Genomic DNA, 17,894 nt, shown 5'->3' on the forward strand with positions numbered 1-17,894 from the left:
TTTTTCTCCAAACTCAACTAAACACCAAAACGATGTTGAATTTTTATTCTGCCAGCAACGGGCAGGTTAATTCTAAAAAGGCCATTCAGCAGTGCCTTACTGCTGCGTTAGGTGAAGCGCCGCCCAGCACTTTTCGGGATAAAATGCTGATCGTGGTTCATAGTACCATTGGGCACGACTTTGATGAAATCATAGCTGGTGCCCGCGAAGTTTGCCCGCAGGCAGAGCTCGTAGGTTGTACCTGTGCGGGCGTAATTGGCAAGGAAGGCGCCAATGAAAGCATGCGTGCACTGGGAGTGATGGCAATCGTGCCCGGCGAAGCACAGGAATACCATGTGACGAGCTGCGACAACATCCGCGGGCACAACTCCTATGAAGAAGCCCGAAACATGGCACTGGAACTGAAAACAACAGGAGCGGATATCAATATGATACAATTTCTCGCCTCTGGTATTGATATTGCTGCCGACCGTGCCATTGAAGGCATTGAGTCTGTATTCGGAGAGAACATTCCCATTTTTGGCGGCACCAGCTCTGATAATATGCGCGCTATTAGCTCCTACCAGTTTGCTGATGGTAAGGTATTGGAACGGGGAGCGATCATGATTGGCTATTCTGACCCCACATTGACAGTGGAAATGGGCGTGCACCACGGCAGCGTACCCATTGGGCAACCTTTTTCGGTGACCCGGTCAGAAGGCAACCGGGTTATCGAGATAGAAGGAGAGGCAGCGTGGCCTTACCTGATGAGCAAGCTTGACTTCCCGGCGGATACTCACCCCGGGCCCTGTATCCCGGTAGCGGGTATGGCAGAACTACTGCCTGAAGACTTTCGGGAACCTTATGATAATAATCATATCCTGCGGGTTATCGTGAAAGTAGATGAAGACGGTAGTTTTTATATGCCGGTAGATTGCCCCCAGGGCACCCGCCTTTGGATAGTGGAAAGAGACGAAGAACTGATTTTTGGCGGACTAGACCGAATGATGAAGCGCCTAACGGCCCAAATTGGCAACCGGGAAGTGGCTGCGGTTTTCCACACGGACTGTGCAGCGCGCGGCCGGGCCATGTTTGACGCAATCGTTAAGGATGAGATTATCGAGAATATGCAGCAGCCCCTTACTAAGGGCACGCCCCTACCCTGGCTGGGCATGTATGGGTTTGGGGAATTCACCCGGTTAAAAGCCAAAAACCTTTTTCACAACTATACGACTTCAATTTATGCACTGATCAGACGATAGGCTTATGGACCCCGTTGACTCCCCAGACCAGGATAAGCTCAGCTACGAAGAACTGAGCAGGCTCTGTGCAGAACTGCAGGACCGGGTTACCCGTGGTATCAGTACGCAGCAACAGCTCATCTCCATTAAGAACGAGCTTGATGAGGAACTCAACCGGTTCAAAATCATACAGGATTTTAGTAAAGAAGGCCTTTTCCAGGATTCTATAGAAGGCTTTGCCACTGTGGCAACGGAGTATTTCATACAAGCTTTTCAGCAGCCCCACTGCTTATTTGCTGAATGCCGGGAGGATGGACAACTTCAGGTCATTGGGCAATTTGGGTTCAACAATACGGTGATTCCCTGCGTATTGCCATTACTGTCCAAAGACCTGCCTGAGCGTGCAGGTTTTTTGTTGGGCGAGCACCCGTCTTTTAAAACCAAACTGGCTTTTCTGCAATTGGAGGACGCCCTCGTAGCTCCTATGTACCGCCCCGACAACTCCTTCTACGGCCTCGTCGTTGCTGGTCAGCAGAAAGCCGATCAGCGGTTTTATGATCCCATCAACCCGAAAGACCGGCACGCCTTCACCGTAATGGCTACTAAGGCCAGCTACCTAATGTATAATTTCCGGACCAATGAACTGCTCAAACAGGAAATCAGGGAGCGCCGCCGCATGGAGCAGATGCTCGAAGCCAAAGCCAATGATTTGCTGCGCTCCAATGCAGAGTTGGAACAGTTTGCCTATGTAGTCTCCCACGACCTCAAAGCACCGCTGCGCAACGTACAGGGGTTTGCCGATTTGCTTCGGCGCGATCAGTCGGGCATCAGCCCGGCCAGTCGGGAGTACATCAATATGATCTGGGAGGAAGTAAAGCGGTTTAGCGATATCATTGATGCGCTACTGCGTTATGCCCGGGTCTCCACTTCTTCCATACAGGATATGAAGGAGGTAGACTTTCAGCAGCTGGTTTACAAAATTGAAGGACAGCTATCTTTGACCCTTCAGCAGCGTAAAGCTCAGCTTCAATACCAAAACCTGCCCACCATTCAGGCCAATTACCGGCAAATGCAACAGTTGCTCCAGAACCTGATCATTAATGCCATCAAATTCACCCCGGAAGGCCGTATGCCATTCATCCACCTGGAAGCAGAGCCTACACAAAATGGGTACCGGTTTGCCGTTAAGGATAACGGGATCGGGCTCAGGCCAGCAGACCAGAAACGCATTTTTGGTTTATTCCAGCGGGCCGACCGGGAGCAGCAGTTCGAAGGCAACGGGCTTGGTCTGAGTATTTGCAAGAAGATCGTGGAGCAGCACAAAGGCAAGATTTGGGTGAAATCCGTTGGCCCTGGTGAAGGGAGTACGTTCTTTTTCACCCTACCTTCCAGGCAGTCAGAAGAATAATCCTCCACCTCTGTTCCTTTATTAATCACGCTTCATTTTGGTTTTGAGGTGATTCACCGGCGCTTTATGCCCTTTGACGGCAAAAAGGTGGGCTGGGATATGACAACCCCTTAGCTTTAGGGCAAAATCATAGCTTATGTCACACTCCAATTTGCATACCGTACTTGGTGCCTCCGGCGCAGTTGGCCGGGCCGTCATTGATGAATTACTCAACCAGGGCCTTCCGGTGCGTGCCGTCAGCCGCACGATGGATAAACCTGGTGTAGCTTCAGTGCCCGCAGACTTACTGCATACAGAAGACGCTCAGAGGGTCATCCGCGGATCCTCTCATGTCTACCTCTGTGTCGGGCTTCCTTACTTTGAAGCAGTTTGGAAAAAGGACTGGCCAGTACTTATGCGCAACGTCATCAATGCCTGTGCGGCAAACGATGCCCGGCTCATCTTCCTGGACAACGTATATATGTATGGCCCGGCTCCACTTCAGGTGCCCTTTGACGAATCCCATCCTCAACAGCCGGTGAGCGAAAAAGGGAAAGCCCGGAAGGCTACCCTCGACTTGCTGAAAAACGCTATGGACAAAGGGACGGTACAGGCCGTCATTGGGCGGGCGGCCGACTTTTACGGGCCTTATGCCACCAACAGCATGCTTTATGTTTCATTCCTGGAGCGCATGCTGAAGGGCAAGGCGCCGCAGTTACTTTCTCCAACTGACGTGCCCCACACCTACACAGATACGGTAGATGTTGGGCGGGCGCTGGTCACGTTGGCACTAGCTGAAGATGCTTACGGACAGGCCTGGCACCTGCCGGTGAATCCGCCCATTACCATGCAGGAGGCCACAACTATTTTCAACCAGCTCCTTGGCACTGCTTTCAAAGCCCGGATGATCCCCTTCTGGCTGCAACGTCTGATCGGGCTGTTCGTCCCACCCCTGCGCGAAGTCTGGGAGATGAACTATCAGTTCCGCTACCCTTACGTAATGTCCGACCGGAAATTCCGGGAGCGATTCCCGGAATTTGAGGTGACGGGGTACGAAGAGGGACTAGAACGGATGGTGAAGGGCTTTGGCTCCCCAAAAACTTTACACCGCAGCATTGCAGGGCAGGAAGTCGGGGTATAATAGCAGCAAAAAGCACTGAGCAGTAGACATTTAACCGAAAAATGGTTATTTTTACTAAAACCCTATTGCTATGCGCGACCTCTTACTTACTACCTTGACCATCGCAGCCCTGTTTACCACCAGTTGCACACCGGAAGATTCCGCATTGATGGAGCCTGGCAAGACCGTCCTCACTGGAACTGTAGTGCCCTATAACCCCGCTAGTGATGTGGAAGCACTTGTAGTGTCTTACGAAGATATGAACTCCGGGGAGACGGTCCGGCACCGGTGCCCTATCGACAGCCTGGGGCGCTTTCGACTGGAGTTGGAGTTACCACATACCATTGAAGCTTTCATTGGAGCCCGGGAGTACCACCATATTTTATTGATTCCTAACGAACATATAGCGTTGGTTTACCGTGGCGAGGATGGGTTGGAGGTCAGCGGCAGTGCAATCACGGAGGAGCTGCATCAGCAATTGCACGCATATCTGGAAGCAGATTTTGACGATGGTCCCAATTATGTGTATACCAAAGAGATGGGAACCATGGAAATCGACTCCTTTCTGGCGGCATTGCAGACCATCCGCGAGCGGAGGACAGTTTTTCTTGAGGCCTACCATGATGCGCATGAACTACACCCTTTTTTATATCAGTGGGCACAAAACGATATATACTTCAAGTACCTGAGGCAGAAGCTGAGCTATCGGCTGTTCAAGCCCATTAGCCAGGATATACAGCCTTATAAAGTGGCATTCCCACCCCAATACGCCGCAGAATTAGACGCCTTTGAATACCAGCCCAGCTATGAAGCCAATATGTGGTACCACCGTTTGCTGAACATGCATTTCCAATACTTTCTAGCGGAGACCCAATATCAACTGTACGAATTCGAAAAGATTAGGGGCAATGCAAAGGTGATCAAGCGAGCCCTTCTTGAAGCCGCCCTTGCAACCGAAAACCACACCCTGCGCGAAGCCCTGCTAATCCGAACCTTATACCTCATGGCAGAGTCTACACAACTAACAGATACTGACCGGTGGGCACTATACGAAGAGTACAAAGCGCATATTACCCACGAGGGCCTCCTCAAAGATTTGGAAGCGCTCTACGAGCCTTATACCAATTCAGAAATCGCGCCCACCAATAACGATGGTCAAAGTATAGACCTGGCCTCCGAAGACCTGAAGCAGTTGCTGCAGCCCTACCAGGAAAAGTACATCTATCTGGTCAGCTGGGGTACCTGGTGCGGCCCCTGCATGCGGGAAATACCGCACTACAATGCCTTTCTGGCTAAAATGGATACCAGCCGGGTGCAACCACTGTTCCTTGCCTCCCGGTCGCCGGAGCCGAGGTGGAGGTCCGTCATCGAAGCGCATAACCTGAGTGGAGCGCACCACTTGCTCTCCGCCCGTCAGACCGAACAGCTTTGCGGAGAACTGAAGCTATGCGGTTACCCCAGCCACGCCCTCATCCCACCGGGCGGAACAGCATTGGAAGTCGTGGGTGGCCCCATCGACTACGACCTCAGCGTCAATGAGGCGCTGCTGCAAAAAATGGGAAAGCTGGGGCTGCTTTTGAATACAGACTAGGGCAAACGCACCAAAAATTTGAATGTGATTGGAGCACGTTTGGAACATGTCGCGGAACACGTAAGAGCGGGTGGCGGCTGCCGAAATTGCATGTTCGACGGAGGAGTTTGCGAATTTCTAGCGTTTTTGCTTCCTTTTTTCGCGATGAAAAAAGGAAGAGCCCAGCCGGCTTGAGGCGAAAAACAGACTAAATCGCCATGCCCGAGAGCCCTCATCGCCCGCTTTCATGAAAACTTGGTTTGGTGCGTATGCTCTAAATGAAGACAAGTAACAGCTTACGCCCCCGGTTGCGCTACACCACGAAATTTAGAAAATCGTCCTGGTCTACCGTGTCGTAGGTGGCTTGGGGGTAGGTTTCCAGCCATGCTTTGGGCGGGCGCCGCTTTTTGGGCTTCCATTTAAACTCATAGCCATGTAAGCGCCCATTCCGCTCTTCCACATAGTCGAGCTCAGCGCCGGTATGGGTGCGCCAAAAATGCGTGCGCCCGTAAAGCCGGTCATAGGCAATTTTCTTCATGCGTTCTGCAACTAGGAAGTTTTCCCACAGTGCCCCCACATCTTGCCTTGCAGTCAACGGGTTGAAATTTTCAACAAGAACATTTCTTACACCGAGATCGAAGAAGAAGATTTTCTTTTTCTTCGTAACCTCCTTCCGTAAATTTCGGCTAAACCCACTAAGCCTAAACAGGATGAAGCCCTTTTCCAACAAGTCGATATACCGGTCTACAGTAGGCTGGCTAAGCCCCAGGGATTTGGCTAACTCGTGAATGGATACTTCTGAGCCAATTTGTAGTGCAAGCAACTGTAATAAGCGGTAAATCTTATCTAAATGCTGCACGCCGGACAACTCAAGGACATCTTTGTAGAGGTAAGCAGAAGCCAGCTCTCTCAGGTGGGCAATTTTTTCGTCTGCTCCCTGAATATGCAATATTTCCGGGTACATGCCGTACAACATATATTGTTCAAGCTTTGCTTTGAGCTCAAAGGGCGTATTCCCTTCCGAAAGTTCTTGCACTGCAATAGGGTAAAGCTTGAAAGTACGCGTACGCCCGGTCAGTGGTTCTTTGGTTAGATTGGCAAGTTCGAATGCCGACGACCCGGTAGCGATAATTTTCAGCTCTGGCAAGCTGTCATGCAGGATTTTGAGATTGATGCCAATATCTGTGATATTCTGTGCCTCATCAATAAACAGTAATTCGTTTTTGCCAATCAGTTCTTTCATAAGCTCCAGGTTCCGGCTTGAGAGTGCCCGCTGGTATTGCTGCAAATCTGCATTAACGTAAAGCGACCGGTATGGAAGCCCTTTAAGCAGTTGCCGGACTAAGGTCGTTTTGCCTACCTGCCTTGCTCCATAGACGATTACTATTTTGTTCTGCTGTTGCAGGGCATTTGCTAAATCATTTTGAATACTTCTCTGTATCAACTCCTGTAATTTTTGTCTCTAATCCGGATTTACCAGCCTTAATTTAATGAAATAACGCGATTTCTTAAAGCTAATTTTAAAAAATAACGCGATTTCTTAAAATACATTCCCCTTTACTAACCTGAGATCGCAAACTGCAAGTAACTGTTGCAATCTCTTGCCTAGCTAATTTCGAGCTACTTATTTCAAACAAACCCTCATCTTATTACCGGTTAAAATATCATCAAATAAATTAAACCCTATTTTCAACAGGAATAATCCTCTAAAAAACACATCCCTAAACACCTGACAAACAACAACTAAAGCAACAGAGGAAGAGAAACAACAAAAAAGTGAAAAATTATTTGTTTAAAATCTTGACAAATAAAAACATTTCGTGCATCTTTGTATGCGTAATCAGATACGTAGCATATGGACTTGCCCATTTACATCAGTAAAAAAGGAACGAAAGTAGTAGCCGCTACTGAATTGCATCAGGCGCTGCAGCTCACCGACCACCACTACGCGACCAATGTGAAGCGGTGGATTACGGACATCTACGAGTTCCGGGATGACATTCGCCGGCCTGAGAAGCTTCGTGACTTCGCTAACCGGAAGACCAAGGGCAATCCAATTTTAAAGGATTATTACCTGACCGTAGAGCTGGCCAAGCTCATCTGCCTGTCGTCCAAAAGCAAGGTGAAGCTGAAGTATGCCAAACTGTTGTCGCATACTGAATCGGAAGAAGCGCAAGCCAATACAGCCCGCCTCAATGAAGAAGATGTGATGAGGGTTTTGGAACTGACCAAGGCGATGAGTATGGTGTCCTGTCAGGAAGCGGCAGAAAAGAGCCACCTTAAAGTATACGAGGCCCGCAACGGCGGTCAGACCGCCAACTGGTGGAAATACCGTGCTGAGGTCCTGGGCTATTCTGCGACCGGACTGAGGCGCAAGCTGATGGCGATGGGCAAACCTGCTCAGGGCAAAACGCAACGGCAAATGCTGTTGCAACTTGATGCTTATGAGCTAATCCGTACCGCCGTTATTGATCAGTTCATGGCGATGGGTAAAACCAAAACTTTTGCCTGCAGCATGGGCGATTTGGCGAAGCGTTTTGCCAAAGAGCTACGCATCGAAGTGCAGGACGACCGCGAGGGTATGGCTTCGCTTTTTGCCCCTCGTGCTAATGACCGCCTGGTGCGGGAAATCCGAAGCTTCGAACCCAAGGTGTCTGCTATGACTGCCTGATTGTGATAGTGATGATCACAAAGTTATCTTTAAAGCGGAAACACACCCTTTTGCTGTAAATAATTCCCCCAACGCAGATGAGCGTTGTGAAGCACTATAAACAATTTGTTCGTTTGTTTGACCCATTTTAATCTTAGTCAAATCAATACCATTACCGCTGCTGATTTTTAAGTTGCTGGCTATTTCGTGCAGAGCATATCCAAAAGGGGGGGTATAACCCGGCACGAGTCCACCCGGCTGTTCCAAAAAAATTAGCGGTTAGATGCCCCACCTCCGTTCCCATTGAGGTGGGGTGTTTTTTTATACGGTAGTCTCCTCTACGCCTTCGATCAACACCTGCAATATTTGCGAGGCCGCTTTAGCAATCTTTGTTCCAGGCCCGAAAACGCCCACAACTCCCTGATCGTACAAATACTGATAGTCCTGAGCGGGGATGACACCACCTACCACCACCATGATATCTTCGCGCCCAATAGCCTCCAAAGCTTTGATGGTAGCTGGAACAAGCGTCTTATGCCCGGCAGCCAGAGAAGAGATGCCCAGAATATGCACATCGTTTTCTGCAGCCTGACGCGCCGCTTCTTCCGGGGTCTGGAAGAGCGGACCAATATCAACGTCAAAGCCCAGGTCAGCAAAGCTTGTCGCGATGACCTTGGCGCCACGATCGTGCCCGTCCTGCCCCAGCTTGGCTACCATAATACGAGGACGGCGGCCTTCCAGTGCTGCAAAACGGTCAGCCAGCTCATGTGCCATTTTGAATTCCTGATCGGTTTTAATTTCACTGGAGTACACTCCGGATATTGACTTGGTCTGTGCTACAAAACGGCCGAATTGGCGCTCCATCGCATCCGAAATTTCACCAAGGGTAGCCCGGACTCTTGCCGCATCTACTGCTTTGTCCAGAAGGTTGCCCTCCCCGGTGCGGGCGCACTCGTATATGGCCTCCAATGCTTTTTGAACCGCTTCCTCATTGCGGTTGGCTTTCACCTCATTGATACGGCGGATTTGGGATTCCCGCACAGCCGTATTGTCCACTTCCAGGATATCAATGGGATCTTCCTCATCCAGCCGGAAAACATTGACACCTACAATCTGATCTTTTCCGCTGTCAATGCGAGCCTGTTTTCGGGCAGCCGCTTCTTCGATACGGAGTTTAGGCAGGCCATCTTCAATCGCTTTAGCCATGCCGCCCAGTTCTTCAACCTCCTCGATCAGTTTCCAGGCGCGGTTGACCAACTCATTGGTCAGGTACTCCACGTAGTGAGAGCCGGCCCAGGGATCGACCGCTTTGGTAATATCCGATTCTTTCTGGAGGTAGATCTGTGTATCGCGGGCAATCTTGGCAGAGAAATCCGTGGGCAGCGCAATCGCTTCGTCCAGGCTGTTGGTGTGCAGGGACTGTGTGCCGCCCAGCGTAGCCGCCAGCGCCTCGATGGCTGTACGCCCGACGTTGTTGAAAGGATCCTGTTCGGTAAGGCTCCAACCGGAAGTCTGACTGTGCGTACGCAGCGCCATGGACTTGGGGTTCTCCGGATTGAACTGCTTCACAATTTTAGCCCAAAGCATACGGCCAGCCCGCATCTTGGCAATTTCCATAAAGTGGTTCATGCCAATGCCCCAGAAAAAGGACAGGCGGGGCGCAAAGTCGTCAATCTTCAAACCGGCTTGCAAACCGGCGCGGATGTACTGCAGCCCGTCGCCCAGGGTATAAGCCAGTTCGATATCAGCCGTAGCCCCGGCTTCGTGCATGTGGTACCCACTGATACTAATCGAGTTGAAGCGTGGCATATGTTTAGCCGTGTACTCGAAGATATCCGCAATAATCCGCATAGATGGCAGCGGCGGATAAATGTAAGTGTTCCGTACCATGAACTCCTTGAGAATGTCGTTCTGAATGGTGCCGCTAAGTTGCTCCGGCTTCACTCCTTGCTCCTCGGCTGCGATGATGTAGAAGGCCATGACCGGGATCACCGCCCCGTTCATCGTCATGGACACCGACATTTTGTCCAATGGTATCTGATCGAAGAGGACTTTCATATCCTCTACAGAATCGATGGCCACACCTGCTTTGCCTACATCGCCGCTTACGCGCTCGTGGTCAGAATCATAGCCCCGGTGGGTGGCCAGGTCAAAAGCCACGGATAACCCCTTCTGCCCTTGCTCCAGGTTGCGGCGGTAGAAGGCGTTGCTCTCCTCCGCTGTAGAAAAGCCTGCATATTGCCGGATCGTCCATGGGCGAACGACATACATGGAACTGTATGGCCCTCTGAGGTAAGGCGGCAATCCGGCAGCGTAAGCCAGATGCTTTAGGTCTTTGGAAAAATCAGGGGTGACCGAGGGAGGCACTTCTATTTTCTCAGGTGTTTCCCAGGTTTCTCCCTCAGGAATCTGATCAGTGAGAAGGTCAAAGTCTAGTTCGAGCTTGCTATAATCCGGGCGTGGCATAACAGATGGCTTTTGATACAGCTCCAAATATAAGAAACAGCCGATTACGACTCGAATGATAATTGTCAGGCTATGCCCAAAAAAGAGCAGGGCCCAAACTTCAGGCCACTGCTCTGTCGAAAAACTACCAGTAATTCTTAGTTTGTCACATGGTCAGACAGCCTGAATACAACTGGAACGATAAACTGCACATCAACAGCCCGGCTCCCTGACCTTCCGGAAATGACCCACTGAATCCCCTGTTGGCGCATGGATTGCACAATACGCAGCGCCTCCTCTCCCAGCCCGCCGCCAGGATCACGCACAATAGTTTCACTACTCACTGTTCCGTCTTTTTCCACGATGAACCGGATTTTAGCCGTGCCTTCTATGCCAAGTCGGACGGCTTCTTCCGGGTACTGAATGTTTGATTGCAGGTAGGCATTCAATTGCTCCTTTGCACATTTTTCCCGGTCACTCCGGTCTGCCAGGTCCTCACAGCCTGGAAAGCGGGGCATATTTGGCACCCATTTGAATGTTTCACTGCAACGGATTATCGGCGGCGGGGGTGGCGGCGGGGGTGGTGGTGTCAAAAGCTTTGGGTTGCTCAAACAGGCCTGCTCAAAGATTTCCAAAGGCACAAAAAGGAATACCTCTGTGTCCACAACCTGTCCGCTGCGTTCACCCGGCGTCCACCTTATAGAAGTATCACGAGCCATTTGCCGGAGAAGCAACCGAACAGCACGACCGTATTCTGACCCAATCGTCCGGACCACATCTGCTTCCGGCTCCATCTGCCCATCTGCGCGGATGATAAAGCGGGCGGTAACGCCAGGATACTGAGGCGAAAAGCCTTTCTCTTGCGAAGGGCAGCGTAAATGGGCTCCCAAATACTCCTGAATTCGGGACAGGGTGCATTCGCTGACGGCCCCCTTTACAGTGTTCTCATTGCAAGCTGCTAACTGAGGCACAGCATATGGAGCCACCTGCCTCTGACCAGGCATTCCTGTGCCTCTAAAAGTGAGCATCACAACTACAGAATCTTCTTTGCTCTTGTCTGCCAGATTGTTCTGTGACGCACTCAATCTTAAAAAATGATGCCCACGGAGAGGTATATTGTAGGTCACCCGATGAGCCCTGCCAAACGAGTTGAATGGCACCCAGCGCATTGCCTCCCCCTTATTGACGACTTTCAATAAAGCACTCAAAGCAGCATCAGCGAAGGAGGGCCCCAACCGGTCTCTGGCAACCCGGGCGTTTTCCATGTAGCCCTCAGCAGTAATTTCAAATTGTAAAACTATATAGGCTTCAGGGTTGAGGCGACCTGTTATTTCCGGGCTTACAAGATTACCTAATAAGGCATCCCAAAACAACGCGTCCGTACAACTCCGACGTTGCGCTCTGTCTCCTGTACAAGCAGCAAGGTAAGGGGGCTCATCGCCGTTAAGCCAGATAGATTCTTCCTTAGCGGCACCTTCTTCCGCCTGCCCCCAAGCTAAAAGCGGCCCTAAAAGCAAAAACAACAGTATCCGGTGCATTCTATTGGAGTTTAAATTTGACAGACAGGTTGAACTGTACACGTACCGGCCGCCCCCGCTGTTTGCCCGGCACTGACCACTTCGGCATTTTGGCCACTACCCGCTCCACTTCTCTGCCGCAGCCCCCGCCAATATCCCGAAGAATTTTGACCTGGCTGGCGCTGCCGTCCTTTTCGACCACAAACTGCACATAGACGGTTCCTTCTATGCCATTTTCCCGGGCTGCTCCCGGGTAGCGGATGTGTTTGTAGATGTAGCTGAGCAAAGCCGCGTCGGAGCACTGTCCCCGCTCGGCTAAAGGCAATGCAGCACAGTCTCCAAAAACCGGCATTTCTTCCACGACCTTAAAGATAGGCGGAGCTTCGTCTTTGGGCTTGGGCGGTATTGGCGCAGGTTCATAAATGACCAGTTCCGGCGTACCCACTGCCGGGCCGGGTTCTGAAATAACGGGCAGGTCGATGACTAGCGGCTCTGGTGTGAATGCCGCAATGGGCTCCTCCACAGGTTCTATTTCGGTAGTCGGTAGCTGAGGTGGTTTAGGACGGGGCTGAGCGGATTGGGTGCGCACCACTTCGTATTCCAGCTCATTAGTCAGCATACGTTCTTCATAACGGTCAGGAAAGTGGTCTTCTATAGTCCAGTTAAAAGCGGTGATCACCAGACCTAAAGCGGCGATCAGGCCAAGCTGAAGATTGGCGCTGCGGGCATACCGCAGGCGGGAAATATCTGTTCTTTTCATGATGGCAATGGTTTTGCCACCGGGCCCAGTGTGGTTAATTTTTCGGGAATCGATTACAACCTGACAGATGCAGAAATGTTCTTGTTTGGTGCATAGGGCTTGATTTTTCAAGCATTTGTCAGTAAATAGCGGACAATCGCTGTGCAAGCAGTGTCCATATAGTAGTTTGACGGAAACAAAATAAGCCAGAGCAAGTGATACAATTCGAGCGGTTTGAACTTCAAAATGGCCTGAGGGTCATCGTTCATGAGGACGATAGCACCCCCATGGTGGCAGTAAACGTGCTGTATAATGTAGGGGCAAGGGATGAATCTCCGGAGAAGACCGGGTTTGCCCACCTCTTTGAGCACCTGATGTTTGGCGGCTCTGCCAATGTTTCTGATTTTGATACGCCCATCCAAATGGCAGGGGGCGACAACAACGCCTTTACCAACAATGACATCACTAACTTCTACGAGGTTCTGCCTGCCGAAAACCTGGAAACGGCATTCTGGCTGGAATCCGACCGCATGATGGCCCTCAATTTTGATGAGGAGGTGCTGGAAGTGCAGCGCAAAGTGGTGCTCGAAGAGTTCAAAGAGACCTGCCTCAACGAGCCTTACGGGGATGTATGGCACCATATTGCCGACATGGCCTACAAGGTCCACCCCTACCGCTGGCCCACCATTGGAAAAGTGCCCAAGCATGTAGAAGATGCTACAATTGAGGATGTGAAGGACTTTTTCTACACCCATTACCGGCCTAATAATGCCATTTTATCTGTAGCAGGGAATGTAACTACTGCTGAAGTCCGCCGTCTGGCCGAGAAGTGGTTTGGTGAAATCCCCCGTGGCCCAGAAAGAAAGCGGCAACTGCCTCAGGAGCCCCCACAGAAGCGGTTCGAAAAACGCATCAATGAAGCCAATGTGCCCGTGGATGCACTATACCTGGCTTTTCATATGCCTTCGCGCTACCAAAGGGATTACTATGTGGTCGATTTGATCTCTGATGTACTCAGCAATGGCAGCTCTTCCCGCCTGTACCGCAGGCTGCTAAAGGAGCAACAGCTCTTTACTACCATTGATTGCTACGTCACCGGAAGTATAGACCCCGGCCTCCTCGTTATTGAAGGCCAGCCAGCAGAAGGGGTAAGCCTGGAAGCCGCAGCGGAAGCAATCTGGAAGGAACTGGAATTGCTCAAAGCTTCCCCCATACCGGAGAGAGAACTGGAAAAATTAAAGAACAAGGTGGAAAGCACACTGATTTTCTCAGAGCTCAATGTAGTCAATAAGGCCATGAACCTTGGCTTTTTCGAGTTGCTCGGCGATGCAGACCTCATCAATCAGGAAGCCGCTTTATACCAGGAAATTACCACCGAAGACCTGCACCGGGCATCCAATGCCATTCTCACCGAAGAGAACTGTTCGGAGCTGTTTTATAAGGCAAAACCGGGGCAAATTCCCTCAGCATGAGCTGTTTTTAAGGCAGCCGCAACACATCTGATTCCGTAAATAAATCCGGGACATTGATCTCCAGCCCGGGGTTACCATAAAGCGTACGCGGCACCGAAATATCGCCCAGGTATAATTCGCCCCGGTAGCGTTGCACCGCTTCCTCATACAGCCCTTTTTTGGGGAGTGCCAGGGTAAGTGTTGCCCGGGCTTTGACAGCCGGGGTGTGCACAGTACCAGCTGAAAGCTCAATGCCAGAAGGCGTATCCAGAGCCAGTGTGGGCGATGCCTGCCGGTTGGCCCACTCAATGTAGGCTTTGATGATGCCCTGTGGATCGCCCATCAGCCGGTAGCCGATAAGGCCATCAATAATGAGTTCACCCTCCATACGCGGAGGCAGATCAGTTACAGAGAGGAAGTTCACCCCCATCGCCGATAGTGTCTGATGCTGCTGAGCAGTGGCTTTGGTGAGCTCTTCGGGTGAATGGCTGAGGAAGATTTGTACTTTGGCCCCCCAGTTGATGAGCCGGCGGGCAGCAACCAGTGCGCCTCCACCATTGTGGCCTTTCCCAACCAGAATGGCAACCGACTTACCGGCGGGGATACCATCTAAAAAACGGTCTCTGGCCAGAATCGCCAGGCAGCGCCCCGCGTTTTCCATCATTTGTAAAAGAGTGATGCCATAGAATTCCGTCATCAAACGGTCGACTTCTATCATTTGGGGGACATCAAGAGTGGGGACCTCGTCCCGAAAAACGCGTATGCTGCTCATGGAATGGATTCGTTTCAGTTGCAATAGTACGTATTCTCCGGGAGTTTTTCCGGAATATCAAGGGGTCATTATTCGCTGACATTGATACCTGGTGCCAGAATGGCTTTCCACTCCGGATGCCGGGCGATATAACCTGCCATGTAGGGGCACAGAGGCATCACGACTAAATCATTGTCTCTGGCATAAATCAGAGCCGCTATGGCAAGGTGGCTACCAATGCCATTCCCTTCCAGCCCCCGGGGCACCTCGGTGTGCGATAGAATCAGTTTCTGGCTCGTCATGATATACTCTGCCACGGCCGTTTTCTCCTCGATTTTCACCTCGAACCGGCGGCGCTCAGGATTATGCACCACCGGGTGTTGCGTAAGGTCGATTTTCATTGTTCAAAATTTATGCTGACTTGCTGCACTTCCACGTCCATTTGGGTAGTGTAGCGGCGGTCAGCGTCCAGGCCAAGAAAAAACATATTGACCTGCTGAGGAAATGTGGTGACTAATATCGCATTATATATTTGTAGCCTGCTCAGCTGCTGAGGTGTTAACGGAGTACTTTTGAAATAAAGCACCAGCCCCATTTGCTGCTCCGGCTGCATCCGCAGATAATCCAGGCAGATTTCTTCCCCGCCGGCCCACAGATCGAAGACCTGATCGAAGTAACCCTGAAGGTAGCTGAGCAGCTCCGGGTCTTCCGCTTGCTGAACAATATTGCAGCGGTAGCCATAGTTGCGCAAAAAAGCGGCTTCCACATCATCCTGGAATACCCGGAAGCTCACTTCAAGGCAACGCCTCTCCGGCTCGTATTTCACTGCGGTATAACTCATCTTCAGCGGGTGCCAGCTACAGCAAAGTACGATCAGCAAAACGCCAGCCAAAGACAACCTCATCCTCATGCCGCTACCATTAGCTCCAGGATAATGGTAATAGCGATGCCGCCTGCTGCTCCTGACACCACGAGGTTCCACTCCCGGTGCGGGGCACGCAGGGCACGGGTAAACAACAACAGCAGCAGCATGAATAACCCCACAACGATCAACTGCCCGCCTTCCAGCCCCAGGTTGAAGGCCAGCAGCTGATTGACGATGCTGTTTTCCTCACCAAGCAAAAACCGGAAGTAGTTCGAGAAGCCCATCCCGTGGATCAGCCCAAATACCAGTGCCGCCCCGTAATTAAATACCTGCCTGCGGTCAAATAGCCGCCCACTGTCCTGAACAGTGCCTCGCCGGATGTTATGCACCGCTGCCAGCAAAATAGTGAGCGGAATGAGCAGATCAATCCAGCCCTGCGGCACCCGGATGACATCCAGGGCAGCCAGCGCCAGCGTCAGGCTGTGCCCAATGGTGAAGGCCGTCACGAGTACCAGCACCTTACGCCATTCTTCCCAACGATATAGCGCGCAGAGGGCTACAATAAACAGAATGTGATCGTACCCTTGCAGGTCCAGTATATGGGTGAAGCCCAACTGAAGATAGGTTCCAAACTCCTGCGCGAAGGCATTATGCAGCAACATCATAGCTATCCTTTGTTAATCATCGGGACCTCAATAAGGATCAATTCCGTATCGGTGGTTGCTTCCACTGTTATGGCATCCGTTTCCCAAACGCCGAAACCATCGCGCCGTTCCAGAGGTTGTCCGTTGATGGTGCATTGCCCTTCCAGTACAAATGCGTAAACTCCATTGCCCGTATACCGGATAGGGTACTTAACTGTTTTCCCGGCATCAAAGTCGCCCCGGCTGTATACCGCCTGCTGATGAATGTACAAGACCTCGCCTTCCTCCGGAGACGCCAGCACCTGCCACTGGTTGTCCCGGCCGGCCGGATCGAACCGCCGCTGATCGTAGCGGGGCTTTAATCCCATCTGATTGGGAAAAACCCAGGTCTGCAACAGTCGGCATACTTCCGTTGGGCTTGCATTAGCTTCAGAATGCCGGATACCGGTGCCTGCAGACATCACCTGCACCTCGTTTTCGCGTATGACGCCCTGCCCACCGTTGTTATCGGTATGCTGCAGCCCGCCTTCCAGCTGAATGGTAATGATTTCCATATTCTCATGCGGGTGCATGGGGAATGCGCCACCGCCGGCAATCCAGTCGTCGTTGAGTACGCGGAGCAGCCCGAAGTTCATCCGGTCGGGGTCGTAGTACCGATTGAAGGAAAAGGAATGTTTGCCAATCAGCCAGCTGGCACGGGTTTCGCCCCGGGTATCGGCTTTGTGCAATACACTTTTGAAGCCCGGATCGGCAGCAACGGCCTGTGCAACCGCTACCGATTTAACCGACTCTTGGGGTGCGGCTTCAGAAGCACAGCCCGTTAGTGCGAACATCCCGGCAATGGCCAGAAAGGGAAGGAATATTTTCATGATCCGGTAATTTTATGGGTGAAGGCATTTAGTGGTTTGCGGCTGCGGACGGCTTGCTCACGGCTGCGCAGAGGCTCATCAAGCTGCTCAGGATCGCCCAGGTAGCCCAATGCTATAAAACAGACCGATTCCAGCCCATCTTTGTTCAGATCAAATTCCGCAACGGTTTTTCCATAGTCAAAGCCACCCATCATGTGGCCATAGATATCCAGGTCTGCCGCCTGTAGCAACAGGCTCGTATTGGCAGCACCGGTATCATGCATGTAGTGCCGGTTGGGGCGGCCATTGTAGCTCAGATTAGGCTGAGCAAGGCTGAGTACCAATACTCCCGCATTCTTTGCCCAGACCTGATTGCCCTCATTGAGGCCGGACAGCAAACGGCTGAAACCTGCTTCGTCCGCATGATGCGCGTAGATGTACTGCCAGGGCTGCTCGTTGAATGCACTAGCCGCCCAGCTTGCGGCTTCAAACAGCGTATTGAGGATCACTTGTGGTACGGGCTGACTGGAAAAAGCCCGGGGGCTCCATCGTTTGCCAATCAGCGGGTGTATCGAAGTCTCCGTTTTTGCCGATTTGCTGTCCAGCAGTTGTTGATTCATCATAGCAGAATGTTTCATTTCAATGTTCAAACATCAAAAATAAGGATTTTATTTCTTTTTTGCAACT

The 17,894-nt window shown here is 51.4% G+C and carries 17 protein-coding genes; 6 read left to right on the plus strand and 11 right to left on the minus strand.

Annotation, left to right across the window (positions count from 1 at the left end; translation table 11 throughout):
- The first annotated feature begins 32 nt into the window (after positions 1-32).
- The 4 genes from IX84_RS05455 to IX84_RS05470 all read left to right on the plus strand — a co-directional run bounded on the left by IX84_RS05455 (position 33) and on the right by IX84_RS05470 (position 5,318).
- Positions 33-1,241: an FIST signal transduction protein gene (locus IX84_RS05455; protein WP_044217200.1), complete on the plus strand. Its 1,209-nt coding sequence runs from the start codon at positions 33-35 to the stop codon at positions 1,239-1,241.
- 4 nt (positions 1,242-1,245) lie between these two features.
- Positions 1,246-2,628: a sensor histidine kinase gene (locus IX84_RS30710; RefSeq protein WP_052515779.1), complete on the plus strand. Its 1,383-nt coding sequence runs from the start codon at positions 1,246-1,248 to the stop codon at positions 2,626-2,628.
- A 136-nt stretch (positions 2,629-2,764) separates the two neighbouring features.
- Positions 2,765-3,748, plus strand: a complete 984-nt coding sequence (locus IX84_RS05465; protein WP_052515780.1) for an NAD-dependent epimerase/dehydratase family protein — start codon at positions 2,765-2,767, stop codon at positions 3,746-3,748.
- Positions 3,749-3,818: 70 nt separating this feature from the next.
- A complete protein-coding gene (locus tag IX84_RS05470; RefSeq protein ID WP_044217202.1) occupies positions 3,819-5,318 on the plus strand; it encodes a TlpA family protein disulfide reductase in 1,500 nt (499 codons plus the stop codon).
- 292 nt (positions 5,319-5,610) lie between these two features.
- Here the strand turns inward: IX84_RS05470 and IX84_RS05475 are convergent, their stop codons facing one another.
- Complete coding sequence (locus IX84_RS05475) at positions 5,611-6,741, minus strand: ATP-binding protein (protein ID WP_044217204.1); 1,131 nt, start codon at positions 6,739-6,741, stop codon at positions 5,611-5,613.
- A 411-nt stretch (positions 6,742-7,152) separates the two neighbouring features.
- Here IX84_RS05475 and IX84_RS05480 point away from each other — a divergent pair, with 411 nt between their 5' ends.
- Positions 7,153-7,968, plus strand: coding sequence for an antA/AntB antirepressor family protein (locus IX84_RS05480; RefSeq protein ID WP_044217207.1), 816 nt, complete (start codon positions 7,153-7,155; stop codon positions 7,966-7,968).
- 15 nt (positions 7,969-7,983) lie between these two features.
- Here the strand turns inward: IX84_RS05480 and IX84_RS32810 are convergent, their stop codons facing one another.
- The 4 genes from IX84_RS32810 to IX84_RS30720 form a co-directional block, all read right to left on the minus strand.
- Positions 7,984-8,214: a hypothetical protein gene (locus IX84_RS32810; RefSeq protein WP_152604924.1), complete on the minus strand. Its 231-nt coding sequence runs from the start codon at positions 8,212-8,214 to the stop codon at positions 7,984-7,986.
- A gap of 54 nt (positions 8,215-8,268) precedes the next feature.
- Positions 8,269-10,413 carry a methylmalonyl-CoA mutase gene (gene scpA, locus IX84_RS05485; RefSeq protein WP_044217209.1) on the minus strand — a complete coding sequence of 715 codons (2,145 nt, stop codon included), beginning with the start codon at positions 10,411-10,413 and terminating at the stop codon, positions 8,269-8,271.
- Between the two features lie 137 nt (positions 10,414-10,550).
- Positions 10,551-11,930: an energy transducer TonB gene (locus tag IX84_RS30715; RefSeq protein ID WP_052515781.1), complete on the minus strand. Its 1,380-nt coding sequence runs from the start codon at positions 11,928-11,930 to the stop codon at positions 10,551-10,553.
- A gap of 1 nt (position 11,931) precedes the next feature.
- Complete coding sequence (locus IX84_RS30720; RefSeq protein ID WP_152604925.1) at positions 11,932-12,669, minus strand: energy transducer TonB; 738 nt, start codon at positions 12,667-12,669, stop codon at positions 11,932-11,934.
- A gap of 194 nt (positions 12,670-12,863) precedes the next feature.
- Here IX84_RS30720 and IX84_RS05500 point away from each other — a divergent pair, with 194 nt between their 5' ends.
- Complete coding sequence (locus IX84_RS05500) at positions 12,864-14,120, plus strand: M16 family metallopeptidase (protein ID WP_044217211.1); 1,257 nt, start codon at positions 12,864-12,866, stop codon at positions 14,118-14,120.
- Between the two features lie 7 nt (positions 14,121-14,127).
- On the opposite strand, the gene IX84_RS05505 is transcribed toward IX84_RS05500, so the two are convergent.
- The 6 genes from IX84_RS05505 to IX84_RS05530 form a co-directional block, all read right to left on the minus strand.
- Positions 14,128-14,871: an NAD(P)H-hydrate epimerase gene (locus IX84_RS05505; RefSeq protein ID WP_044217214.1), complete on the minus strand. Its 744-nt coding sequence runs from the start codon at positions 14,869-14,871 to the stop codon at positions 14,128-14,130.
- 68 nt (positions 14,872-14,939) lie between these two features.
- Entirely contained in the window at positions 14,940-15,251 is a 312-nt protein-coding gene (locus IX84_RS05510) for a GNAT family N-acetyltransferase (RefSeq protein ID WP_044217216.1), read from the minus strand.
- Complete coding sequence (locus IX84_RS05515) at positions 15,248-15,760, minus strand: DUF6702 family protein (protein WP_152604926.1); 513 nt, start codon at positions 15,758-15,760, stop codon at positions 15,248-15,250. Before IX84_RS05515 ends, IX84_RS05510 begins: the two co-directional genes overlap by 4 nt.
- Complete coding sequence (locus IX84_RS05520) at positions 15,757-16,380, minus strand: HupE/UreJ family protein (RefSeq protein WP_238578231.1); 624 nt, start codon at positions 16,378-16,380, stop codon at positions 15,757-15,759. The genes IX84_RS05515 and IX84_RS05520 overlap by 4 nt, the downstream gene beginning before the upstream one ends.
- A gap of 2 nt (positions 16,381-16,382) precedes the next feature.
- The gene (locus IX84_RS05525; RefSeq protein ID WP_238578232.1) at positions 16,383-17,228 is read right to left on the minus strand and encodes a pirin family protein; all 846 of its coding nucleotides are present in this window, start codon (positions 17,226-17,228) and stop codon (positions 16,383-16,385) included.
- Positions 17,225-17,830 (minus strand): nitroreductase family protein, encoded by a 606-nt coding sequence (locus tag IX84_RS05530; RefSeq protein WP_160213671.1) that lies wholly within the window; start codon positions 17,828-17,830, stop codon positions 17,225-17,227. Before IX84_RS05530 ends, IX84_RS05525 begins: the two co-directional genes overlap by 4 nt.
- Positions 17,831-17,894 lie beyond the last annotated feature (64 nt).

The organism is Phaeodactylibacter xiamenensis (assembly GCF_000759025.1).
GTDB lineage: Bacteria > Bacteroidota > Bacteroidia > Chitinophagales > Saprospiraceae > Phaeodactylibacter > Phaeodactylibacter xiamenensis.

What these genes read in the sequence shown, in the direction of transcription:
- IX84_RS05455 (WP_044217200.1), top strand. Translation starts at nt 33, where the DNA reads ATGTTGAATTTTTATTCTGCCAGCAACGGGCAGGTTAATTCTAAAAAG.
- IX84_RS30715 (WP_052515781.1), bottom strand. Translation starts at nt 11,930, where the DNA reads ATGCACCGGATACTGTTGTTTTTGCTTTTAGGGCCGCTTTTAGCTTGG.
- IX84_RS05515 (WP_152604926.1), bottom strand. Translation starts at nt 15,760, where the DNA reads ATGAGGATGAGGTTGTCTTTGGCTGGCGTTTTGCTGATCGTACTTTGC.
- IX84_RS05525 (WP_238578232.1), bottom strand. Translation starts at nt 17,228, where the DNA reads ATGAAAATATTCCTTCCCTTTCTGGCCATTGCCGGGATGTTCGCACTA.
- scpA (WP_044217209.1), bottom strand. Translation starts at nt 10,413, where the DNA reads ATGCCACGCCCGGATTATAGCAAGCTCGAACTAGACTTTGACCTTCTC.
- IX84_RS05465 (WP_052515780.1), top strand. Translation starts at nt 2,765, where the DNA reads ATGTCACACTCCAATTTGCATACCGTACTTGGTGCCTCCGGCGCAGTT.
- IX84_RS30710 (WP_052515779.1), top strand. Translation starts at nt 1,246, where the DNA reads ATGGACCCCGTTGACTCCCCAGACCAGGATAAGCTCAGCTACGAAGAA.
- IX84_RS05480 (WP_044217207.1), top strand. Translation starts at nt 7,153, where the DNA reads ATGGACTTGCCCATTTACATCAGTAAAAAAGGAACGAAAGTAGTAGCC.
- IX84_RS30720 (WP_152604925.1), bottom strand. Translation starts at nt 12,669, where the DNA reads ATGAAAAGAACAGATATTTCCCGCCTGCGGTATGCCCGCAGCGCCAAT.
- IX84_RS05520 (WP_238578231.1), bottom strand. Translation starts at nt 16,380, where the DNA reads ATGATGTTGCTGCATAATGCCTTCGCGCAGGAGTTTGGAACCTATCTT.
- IX84_RS05470 (WP_044217202.1), top strand. Translation starts at nt 3,819, where the DNA reads ATGCGCGACCTCTTACTTACTACCTTGACCATCGCAGCCCTGTTTACC.
- IX84_RS05505 (WP_044217214.1), bottom strand. Translation starts at nt 14,871, where the DNA reads ATGAGCAGCATACGCGTTTTTCGGGACGAGGTCCCCACTCTTGATGTC.
- IX84_RS05510 (WP_044217216.1), bottom strand. Translation starts at nt 15,251, where the DNA reads ATGAAAATCGACCTTACGCAACACCCGGTGGTGCATAATCCTGAGCGC.
- IX84_RS05530 (WP_160213671.1), bottom strand. Translation starts at nt 17,830, where the DNA reads ATGATGAATCAACAACTGCTGGACAGCAAATCGGCAAAAACGGAGACT.